This window comes from Limnohabitans sp., from assembly GCF_031538885.1.
Classification (GTDB): domain Bacteria; phylum Pseudomonadota; class Gammaproteobacteria; order Burkholderiales; family Burkholderiaceae_C; genus Limnohabitans.
Genome location: NZ_JAVKLW010000047.1, coordinates 1 through 9,365 on the forward strand (window position 1 = coordinate 1; position 9,365 = coordinate 9,365).

At 54.6% G+C, this 9,365-nt stretch carries 13 protein-coding genes; 10 read left to right on the forward strand and 3 right to left on the reverse strand.

The genetic code is table 11. The features are described from left to right. The first annotated feature begins 213 nt into the window (after positions 1-213). Genes RMS03_RS03015 through ptsP form a run of 5 tightly spaced genes read left to right on the forward strand, consistent with a single transcriptional unit; the run spans position 214 to position 4,467 of the window. The gene (locus tag RMS03_RS03015; protein WP_310625630.1) at positions 214-753 is read left to right on the forward strand and encodes a hypothetical protein; all 540 of its coding nucleotides are present in this window, start codon (positions 214-216) and stop codon (positions 751-753) included. Then, positions 750-1,988 carry an MFS transporter gene (locus RMS03_RS03020; protein WP_310625631.1) on the forward strand — a complete coding sequence of 413 codons (1,239 nt, stop codon included), beginning with the start codon at positions 750-752 and terminating at the stop codon, positions 1,986-1,988. Before RMS03_RS03015 ends, RMS03_RS03020 begins: the two co-directional genes overlap by 4 nt. A 24-nt stretch (positions 1,989-2,012) precedes the next feature. Next, positions 2,013-2,459, forward strand: coding sequence for a PTS fructose transporter subunit IIA (locus tag RMS03_RS03025; RefSeq protein ID WP_310625632.1), 447 nt, complete (start codon positions 2,013-2,015; stop codon positions 2,457-2,459). Then, positions 2,428-2,697 carry an HPr family phosphocarrier protein gene (locus RMS03_RS03030; RefSeq protein ID WP_310625633.1) on the forward strand — a complete coding sequence of 90 codons (270 nt, stop codon included), beginning with the start codon at positions 2,428-2,430 and terminating at the stop codon, positions 2,695-2,697. The genes RMS03_RS03025 and RMS03_RS03030 overlap by 32 nt, the downstream gene beginning before the upstream one ends. Positions 2,698-2,706: 9 nt before the next feature. Further along, on the forward strand, positions 2,707-4,467 hold the full coding sequence (gene ptsP, locus RMS03_RS03035; RefSeq protein WP_310625634.1) for a phosphoenolpyruvate--protein phosphotransferase: 1,761 nt from the start codon (positions 2,707-2,709) through the stop codon (positions 4,465-4,467). Here ptsP and lipA read toward each other — a convergent pair. The 3 genes from lipA to RMS03_RS03050 are packed head-to-tail and all read right to left on the reverse strand — an operon-like array spanning position 4,464 to position 6,465. Further along, on the reverse strand, positions 4,464-5,462 hold the full coding sequence (gene lipA / locus RMS03_RS03040) for a lipoyl synthase (RefSeq protein ID WP_310625635.1): 999 nt from the start codon (positions 5,460-5,462) through the stop codon (positions 4,464-4,466). The two genes, ptsP and lipA, sit on opposite strands and share 4 nt — an antisense overlap. 35 nt (positions 5,463-5,497) lie before the next feature. Continuing rightward, entirely contained in the window at positions 5,498-6,127 is a 630-nt protein-coding gene (lipB, locus tag RMS03_RS03045; protein WP_310625641.1) for a lipoyl(octanoyl) transferase LipB, read from the reverse strand. Positions 6,128-6,171: 44 nt separating this feature from the next. Further along, complete coding sequence (locus RMS03_RS03050) at positions 6,172-6,465, reverse strand: DUF493 family protein (protein WP_310625636.1); 294 nt, start codon at positions 6,463-6,465, stop codon at positions 6,172-6,174. Between the two features lie 178 nt (positions 6,466-6,643). Here RMS03_RS03050 and RMS03_RS03055 point away from each other — a divergent pair, with 178 nt between their 5' ends. The 5 genes from RMS03_RS03055 (at position 6,644) to RMS03_RS03075 (ending at position 9,278) form a co-directional block, all read left to right on the forward strand. Continuing rightward, complete coding sequence (locus tag RMS03_RS03055) at positions 6,644-7,078, forward strand: ATP synthase subunit I (protein ID WP_310625637.1); 435 nt, start codon at positions 6,644-6,646, stop codon at positions 7,076-7,078. Continuing rightward, positions 7,068-7,925, forward strand: coding sequence for a F0F1 ATP synthase subunit A (gene atpB, locus RMS03_RS03060; protein ID WP_310625638.1), 858 nt, complete (start codon positions 7,068-7,070; stop codon positions 7,923-7,925). The genes RMS03_RS03055 and atpB overlap by 11 nt, the downstream gene beginning before the upstream one ends. A gap of 62 nt (positions 7,926-7,987) precedes the next feature. Then, positions 7,988-8,236: a F0F1 ATP synthase subunit C gene (gene atpE, locus RMS03_RS03065; RefSeq protein ID WP_100147432.1), complete on the forward strand. Its 249-nt coding sequence runs from the start codon at positions 7,988-7,990 to the stop codon at positions 8,234-8,236. A 31-nt stretch (positions 8,237-8,267) separates the two neighbouring features. Next, entirely contained in the window at positions 8,268-8,738 is a 471-nt protein-coding gene (locus RMS03_RS03070) for a F0F1 ATP synthase subunit B (protein WP_310625639.1), read from the forward strand. A gap of 9 nt (positions 8,739-8,747) precedes the next feature. After that, a complete protein-coding gene (locus RMS03_RS03075; protein ID WP_310625640.1) occupies positions 8,748-9,278 on the forward strand; it encodes a F0F1 ATP synthase subunit delta in 531 nt (176 codons plus the stop codon). Positions 9,279-9,365 lie beyond the last annotated feature (87 nt).

A 9,365-nucleotide genomic window follows, 5' to 3' on the forward strand; every position in this document is an offset into this window, starting at 1 on the left:
CCACCCTTGACCAGCCTGACGGCCTCCAGCTTGAATTCCAGTGCGTACCGCGCCCGTCGTATCGAATCGCTCATTTCTCTCTCCTAAAACTGATTTTTACCTATCAGCTAAGGAGTACGTTTTTCAGGGGTAAGGTCAAGTCACGCCCGCATAAATAAGCTAGAGTTTGCGTGAGGCCAGGTTCAAGGTTCGTGATCTTAGATAATGGTGCGCATGACATGGGCTGTAAAGTATTGGATGCTTTTGCTTGCTTTGGCGACCACGCTCTACGGCTGCACGCCTGCGCTGAATTGGAGGCAAGTGAACACGAATGCATCAGGCTTGACGGTCCTGCTGCCTTGCAAGCCCGATCACGCGACCCGTATGGTGATGATGCGTGTGGTCTCCAGTGATGTGGAAACAAGTTTGTCTCTGCAGGGGTGTGAAGCCAGCAACATGCAGTTCACCTTTGGGGACATGGCGGTGCCGCTTGGCCTCACGACAACGGAGGCGATACAGGCATGGCGTTTGGCCAGCTTGGCCGCCTTGCACAGGCCCCCAACAGACGCAGTGCCGCAAAGCTGGGCCATGAGTGGCCCCCCTGCGCAAACCTTAGCTGTTCGCGCCAATGTGGTGACAGAAAAAATCCAAGTGCAGCGGGCATGGTTCGCCTATGGTGGGAAAATTTATCAAGCAGCGGTCTATGGCAGTGCCAAAGAAAAGGGTTTGTCAGACGCTGCTGAAACCTACTTTTCAGGAATTAAGTTGCCATGAGTCACGATGTGTTGTCGCGCAAAGCGACTGTCTGGGTGTTTGTTGCATTCGCTTCGGCTTATTTCTTATCTGCCTTGTTGCGCGCTATTACGGCCACACTGTCGCCCACCTTGACTTTGGAGTTCGGTCTGCAAGCGCGTGATCTTGGGCTGTTGGCGGGAGGCTATTTCTTTGGTTTTTCACTCACGCAGTTACCGATGGGCCATTGGCTAGACCAACACGGTCCAAAGCGCGTGGTACTGAGCTTTTTGGGCGTCGCCGTTTTAGGCAGTTTGGCGTTTGCATGCGCGACCGATTTTGCTGGCTTGTTGCTGGCCCGTGTGCTGATTGGCGTGGGTGTGAGCGCCTGCTTGATGGCGCCCTTAACGGGCTATCGTCGTTGGTTGGTACTCGAGAAGCAGCAACGCGCCAACGCTTGGATGCTGATGACAGGGGCCTTCGGTATGTTGGCGTCTACTTTACCTGTGCAGTGGTTGCTGCCCATCATCGGTTGGCGGTGGATTTTTGTTGGCTTGGCCTTGTTGATCGTGCTTTCGATGGCGTTGATGGCATGGCAAGTTCCCACGTGGCGTATTGCCGATCCTGCTCACGCGTCGCATGAACACACCAAACCGGTTGGAATTTGGGCGAGCTACACCCAAGTGTGGGCGCATCCGTATTTCCGCAGCCTGGCACCCATGGGCTTCTTTAATTACGGCGGATTGGTCGCCATGCAAACTTTGTGGGCTGGGCCTTGGATGATGAAGGTGGCAGGTTACTCCTCGCTGGAGGCGGCGACGAGTTTGTTTTGGATCAATGTCTGCATGTTGTTGACTTTCTTGTTGTGGGGGTGGGTCACACCCATGCTGTACGCCCGAGGCCTCAACGCCAATAAGTTGATGACGTATGGCGTACCGCTGAATTTTTGTGTGCAAATTTATATGGTGTGGGCAGGCGCCGATGCTGGGGCATTCCATTGGGCCCTGTTTTGCATCAGCAGCTCATTCGTGTCACTAGCCCAGCCTGCGGTGGGTATGGCCTTTCCCACGGCTTTGGCGGGACGCGCCTTGTCTGCCTATAACCTGGTGCTGTTCTCGGGCGTGTTTGTGGTGCAGTGGAGCATGGGGTTGATGATTGATGGTTGCAAAGCGATGGGTTGGCAAGAGCCGCAAGCATTTCAGTGCGCACTGGCTGTGTTTTTGACCTGCTGTGTGGCCGCGTATGGCTACTTTTTAAAGCACAAATCAGACAGCTGATAATCCGCCATCACACTTTGCCCTATGACCAACCGCATTCTCATCATCGCCCACGCTCCTTTGGCCAGTGCTTTGCGCGATTGCGCCATGCATGTGTACCCCGAGTGTGCGATGGATGTCATCGCGCTAGATGTGCTGCCCACCGCCCAACCGGAGGATACGCTCGCACAAGCCTTAGATGCTGCTGGCGCTGCGTTGGGCAATGGTTTGTTGGTGCTGACCGATATTTTCGGTGCCACGCCCGCAAACGTGGCACAAAAACTGGTTGTCGGCAGTAACGCCAAACTCATCGCTGGGGTGAACTTGTCGATGCTGTTTCGCAGTGTCTGCTATCGCCATGAACCATTGGATGCACTGATCGCGAGGGCACTCACGGGCGGCACACAGGGCGTGATGCAAGTTGCAATTACGGCATCACAAAATCAACATCGTCGAATCCATGATCAAAACCACAACGACCATCAGCAATAAATTGGGCTTGCACGCCCGTGCATCGGCCAAACTCACCAAACTCGCCGGTAGCTTTCCGTGTGAGGTGTGGATCAGCAAAGGCGAGCGCCGAGTCAATGCAAAAAGCATCATGGGAGTCATGATGCTGGCGGCAGGTCTTGGCAGCGAGGTGGACTTAGAAACGGATGGCCTTCAAGAACAAGAGGCCATGGATGGACTGTTGGCCCTTATCGCCGATAAGTTTGGTGAAGGCGAGTAGGGTCACATCATGACATTGGCTGTTCACGGTCTTGCGGTCGCACGTGGCATTGCCATTGGGCGGGCTGTGTTGGTCGCCTCCAGTCGCGTGGATGTGGCTCACTATTTCATTGAGTTCGCCCAAATCGAATCCGAGCTTCAGCGCTTGGTGCATGCACGCCAAGCCGTGATGGCAGAGTTGCAGCAACTGCATGACAACTTACCCAAAGAGTCCCCGCCCGAGCTAGCTGCCATTCTTGAGGTTCACCTCATGCTACTGGATGACACCATGCTGGCCGATGGCGTGAGCCAGTGGGTGAAAGACCGTCTCTATAACGCCGAGTGGGCCTTGACCTCACAGCTCGACGTGGTGGCGCGCCAGTTCGACGAGATGGACGATGCTTATTTGCGCGAACGCAAAGGTGATTTAGAGCAGGTGGTCGAGCGTATGTTGCGCCACATGAAGGGCATTCCGCATGTGATTCCACAGGTCTCGGCCAAGCGCAGCAACCAAGCTCGCCAACAAGACTTGCAGTTGGGTGACGAGATGGATGTGCCGCTGGTGTTGGTGGCACATGACCTGTCGCCAGCCGACATGTTGCAGTTCAAACAAAGCGTGTTTGCAGGGTTTGTTACAGACGTGGGCGGCAAAACATCGCACACCGCCATCGTGGCACGCAGCTTGGACATTCCAGCGGTGGTGGGGGTACGCACGGCCAGCCAGTTGGTACGGCAAGATGACTGGATCATCATTGATGGCGATGCTGGTGTGGTCATCGTCAACCCATCGCCCATCATCTTGGCCGAGTACGGGTTCAAGCAGCGCCAAGCCGAGGTGGAGCGTGAACGACTTTCGCGCTTGCGTCACACGCCTGCGGTGACCTTGGATGGTCAGCGCGTAGAGCTGCTGGCCAACATCGAAATGCCTGAGGACTCGCCTGCTGCGTTGGATGTGGGTGCTGTGGGCGTGGGCTTGTTCCGCAGTGAATTTTTGTTCATGGGGCGAGAGGGCGCCTTGCCGGATGAGGAGGAGCAATTCCAAGCCTACCGACGGGCGGTCGAGGGTATGAAGGGGTTGCCTGTCACCATCCGAACCGTGGATGTCGGCGCAGACAAACCGCTGGATCGGGCGATGAAAGAAGATGCGCATCTGAACCCCGCCTTGGGCTTGCGTGCCATTCGCTGGAGCTTGGCTGACCCGGCCATGTTCTTGACACAACTGCGCGCGATTTTGCGAGCCACAGTTTATGGCCAAGTTCACCTGCTCATACCCATGCTGGCACATGCGCGTGAAATCAAGTCGACGCTGGCCTTGTTAGAGCAAGCACGCAAACAATTGGATGCCCGCGGTGTGGCGTTTGGCCCCGTCAAAATTGGCGCCATGATTGAAGTGCCTGCGGCGGCACTGAGCGTGCAAATGTTCTTGCGGTACTTCGACTTTTTATCGATCGGCACCAATGACTTGATTCAATACACCTTGGCCATTGACCGTGCTGATGAATCGGTGGCGCACCTGTATGACCCGTTGCATCCCGCTGTGTTGCGCTTGGTCTCGGACGTGATTGCCGAGTGTCGGGTACAGGGCAAAGGCGTAAGCGTGTGCGGCGAGATGGCCGGTGACCCGAGCTTGACCCGCTTGTTACTCGGCCTAGGTCTGCGCAGCTTCTCGATGCATCCCACGCAAATTTTGGCTGTCAAACAAGAGGTGATCCGTGCTGACATATCTCGCTTAGAGGCGTGGGCGCAAGACGTGCTGGCCAGTGACGAACCAGCTGAACTCTTGGGGCTTTAAACCTTAGACGCTTCAGCTGCCGCATGGGCTTGCTGGTCTGCGTGATAGCTCGAACGAACCATTGCGCCGACGGCGGCGTGGCTGAAGCCCATCGCGTATGCTTTTTTCTCGAACATCTTGAATGTCTCTGGATGCACGTATCTGCGAACGGGAATGTGGCTGGTGCTGGGCGCTAAGTACTGACCAATGGTGAGCATGTCGATGTCGTGGTCGCGCATGTCCTGCATGACTTGCAAAATCTCTTCGTCGGTCTCGCCCAAGCCCACCATCAAGCCACTCTTGGTGGGCACATGCGGAAACAATGCTTTGAATTTTTTCAGCAAGTTCAGGCTGAATGTGTAGTCGCTGCCAGGACGCGCCTCTTTGTAGAGGCGTGGCACGGTTTCGATGTTGTGGTTCATCACATCCGGCGGGGAGGCTTTGAGGATTTCCAAAGCGCGGTCGTCGCGGCCTCGAAAGTCGGGCACCAAAATCTCGATTTGTGTTTGTGGGGACAGTTCGCGAGTGCGGCGGATGCAGTCCACAAAGTGTTGGCTTCCCCCGTCGCGCAAATCATCGCGATCCACGCTGGTGATGACCACGTATTTCAACTTCAATTCGGCAATTGTTTTTGCCAAGTTCTCAGGCTCATTCACATCAAGTGGGTCAGGCCGGCCATGACCCACATCGCAGAAGGGGCAGCGGCGCGTGCATTTGTCGCCCATGATCATAAAGGTGGCCGCGCCCTTGCCAAAGCACTCGCCGATGTTGGGGCAACTGGCTTCCTCACAGACGGTGACCAGTTTATTGGCGCGTAACACATCCTTGATTTCGTAAAACCGCGTGGAGGGGGAGCCAGCTTTGACGCGGATCCAATCGGGTTTTTTCAGGACTTCGCCTTGCTCAACTTTGACAGGAATGCGCGACAGCTTGGCCGCCGCTTTTTGTTTGGCGGAAGCGTTGTAGGTGTCGATAGTTTGCGCTTCGCGCACAACTGGGTTGTCAGGGGTGGACATGGATGGCGGTAAAGGCTGTATTTAAGGCCTGGTCGTTAAGGCGTTAAGTGGGTGACGAGCTTGTGGCTCAAAACATCAGCCGCCTCTTGCCAGCTGATCGATACACCGATTGTAGAAAGATCGATGGTTTGCAGACCTCGATACCCACAGGGGTTGATGCGTTGGTAGGGGGATAAGTCCATCAACACATTCAACGCCACGCCGTGGTACGTGCAGTGACGACTGACTTTGATGCCCAGTGCTGCGATTTTCCCAAGTCCTGCAAAGTCTGGGTCTTTACTCGCGTCCTTCTGAGGACGCTGTGTCAGCATGGCGTGGCTGCGGGGATCATCCAAGCGCACATAGATGCCTGGTGCGCCAGCGACGCGATGCCCCGTGATGCCAAACTGTCCCAAGGTTCGGATCACCGCCTCTTCGATGCGGTACACATATTCTTTGACGTAATAGCCTGCACGCTTGAGGTCAATGAGTGGATAGCCCACCACTTGCCCTGGCCCATGAAAGGTCACCTGCCCACCGCGGTTGGTTGGCACCACAGGAATGTCGCCCGGGGCCAGTAAATGGTTTGTGTGCCCTGCCAGTCCTTGTGTAAATACGGCGGAGTGCTCGCAAATCCATAGCTCATCGAGCGTTTCGTGCGTACGTGACGCCGTGAAGTCCTGCATGGCTTGGTAAGTCAGCAGGTAGGGCACACGTCCTAGTTGCTTGATCACAGAACTACTTTCACCATGGGGTGAGACGTCAGGGTGCGGTACAACTCATCGAGCTGCTCCCTACTGGTGGCCGTGACGGTGATGGTGACGCCCAAATAGTTGCCCCCTTTGCTTTCGCGCAACTCAATGGTCGTGGCATCAAACGTGGGATCGAATTGTTCGGCGATGTAAGTGACGGCGCCGACAAACCCATCGACCTTCAGTCCCATGACTTTGACGGGGAAAAGGCTGGGGTACTCAATCAGCGAGTCTGTGCGAGGGTTTTCTGGTGGCATGTTCGGGTTCGTCATGCCAGAAATTATCCTCCTCTTGGTGCGATAGGCGCAAAAGCGCATGTGTTATCGCGTACAATCTTGGGTTCAGTAGAGGCAAGCGGGTGTAACCTGGGCGTAAACAAGCATGACCAGAATACAACCCGAAGATCAAGACAACGTACAAGACACGTTTGAGTCACTCACCTCCGAACAGGTGGCTGAGTTGCGCAAGCAGCAACCCCTTCTTTCGGTGTGGCGGGTCGTTGAAGTCCAGGCAGTGCTAGGACTTCTCGTGGCTGGTCTTGTATGGCTGGTGGCGGGGCGTATGGCTGCTGTGTATTCGGCGCTTTACGGTGCGCTGGCAGTGATTGCCCCTGCGGCGCTCTTTGCACGAGGTTTGACCCGTCGGGTCGCTTCGTTCAATGTTGGTGCTGCGGTGTTTGGCTTTTTCCTCTGGGAGATGGTCAAGATAGGCTTGACCGTCGCAATGTTGCTTGCAGCGCCTCGCCTGGTAAATGATTTGAGCTGGCCTGCCATGTTGGTGGGCCTAGTTGTGACAATGAAGGTGTATTGGGTGGCGCTTGGCTTTCGCAAGGTGTTTTACCCAGTCAATCCAACTAACAAAGAAGAGCGAACGAATGTCTGTTGAACATGGTCCGACCGCTGGTGAGTACATCGTTCACCACCTGACGCATCTGCAAAACAAGCCGATGGCTGGCGTCATTGACTTTTCCGTTTACAACCTAGACTCGATTTTCTGGTCGGTGTTCTTGGGTGTGGTGGCTAGCTTTTTCTTGTGGTGTGCTGCCCGTGGTGCAACGGCCCACGCGCCTGGCCGCTTCCAGGCTGCTGTTGAAATTTTGGTTGAGATGGTGGATAAACAAGCCAAAGGCATCATTCACAGTGCGCAGAGCCGCAAGGTGGTCGCACCTTTGGCGTTGACGGTGTTTGTCTGGATATTCTTGATGAACGCCATGGACTTGTTCCCTGTCGACTTGTTCCCAAAAATTTGGGAGTTTATTTACGGCGCTAATGGTGGCGATGCGCACCATGCCTACATGCGTGTGGTGCCCTCGGCTGACTTGTCAACCACCTTGGGGTTGTCCACTTCTGTTTTGTTGGTCTGTGTGGTTTACAACATCAAGATCAAAGGTATCGGTGGTTGGGTGCATGAGCTATTCTGCGCGCCCTTCGGTGCCCATCCGCTGCTTTGGCCTGTTAACTTCGTCATGCAAATGATCGAATTCGCAGCCAAGACCGTGTCGCATGGTATGCGACTGTTCGGCAACATGTACGCTGGCGAATTGGTGTTCATGTTGATCGCCTTGATGGGTGGCGCTGCTGCTGCCACGCTGCCTGGCATCTTGCTGCCCATCGGTCACATCATTGCTGGTTCTATCTGGGCCATCTTCCACATCATGATCATCACATTGCAAGCCTTCATCTTCATGATGTTGACGCTGGTGTATGTGGGTCAAGCACATGATGCCCATTAAGGCGCACTCGTTTTCGGTTTTTTCTTAACTTTTCTCTCTCATCCATTCTTTAGGAGCAACAAATGGAACACGTCCTCGGTTATGTAGCACTCGCAGCTGGCCTCATCATTGGTTTGGGTGCTATCGGTGCTTGTATCGGCATCGGCATCATGGGTAGCAAGTACCTCGAAGCAGCTGCACGTCAGCCTGAGTTGATGAATGAACTGCAAACAAAAATGTTCTTGTTGGCTGGTTTGATCGACGCTGCGTTCTTGATCGGCGTTGGTATCGCCATGATGTTCGCTTTCGCGAACCCCTTCGTCCTGAAGTAATTCTCGCAACTACCAAAAGAAAGGTGTTGCCGTGAGTATCAACGCAACCCTGTTCGTCCAGATGATCGTTTTTGCGGTCTTGGTGTGGTTCACGATGAAATTCGTGTGGCCACCCATCGCAAGCGCTCTTGACGAACGTTCAGAAAAAATTGCCCATGGATTGGCTGCTGCCGAACATGCCAAGATTGAACTGTCCAACGCGCACAAAGAAGTGGAATTGAAGCTGGCTGAAACCCGCAACGAATCTACCGCTTTGTTGGCCGATGCTGAGCGTCGCGCACAACACTTGATCGATGAAGCCAAGGCGCATGCCTCGGACGAAGCGAAAAAGATTGTGGCGGCTGCACACGCTGAAGCTGCGCAAGAAGTTGTGAAAGCACGTGAAGCCTTGCGCGAGCAAGTGGCTGCATTGGCTGTCAAAGGCGCCGAGCAGATTCTCCGCAAGGAAGTCAACGCTAGCGCCCACGCCGACTTGTTGGGCCGTCTAAAGACTGAGCTGTAAGAGGACAACATGGCCGAACTCGCCACCATTGCCCGCCCTTACGCAGAAGCTTTGTTCAAGGCTTCGGCCGCAGACTTAAGCGGTACCGCTGTATGGCTCGAAGAGCTTGCAGCTATCGCTGGGAACGCCCAATTGCTGCAATTTGCAGAGGGCCCCAAAGTCACTTCGAACCAAGTGTTTGATTTGATGGTTGGTGTTGCCAAATCTAAATTGCCAACTGCTGCGCAAAACTTTTTGCGCGCCGTGATTGATAACGGTCGCTTGAGTGCGTTGCCCGAAGTGACTGCGCAGTTCCGTGCCCATGTCAATGCGCAAAGCGGTACGGCAGACGCTGTGGTGTACAGCGCTTTTGAGATCGACGCAGCAGCTTTGGCTAATGTGAAGACGGCTCTCGAAAAGCGTTTTGGCCGCAAACTCAACGTCTCTGTGGCTTTGCAGCCTGAGCTAATTGGCGGTATTCGCGTGGTGGTGGGTGACGAAGTGTTAGACACTTCTGTCAAAGCCCGTTTAGATCAAATGAAAGTTGCGCTGACGGCTTAATGCCTGTCAGCCCTAACAAGAAAGAAGGAAAGAGTCATGCAACTCAATCCAGCAGAAATCTCTGAGCTGATTAAGAGCCGTATCGAA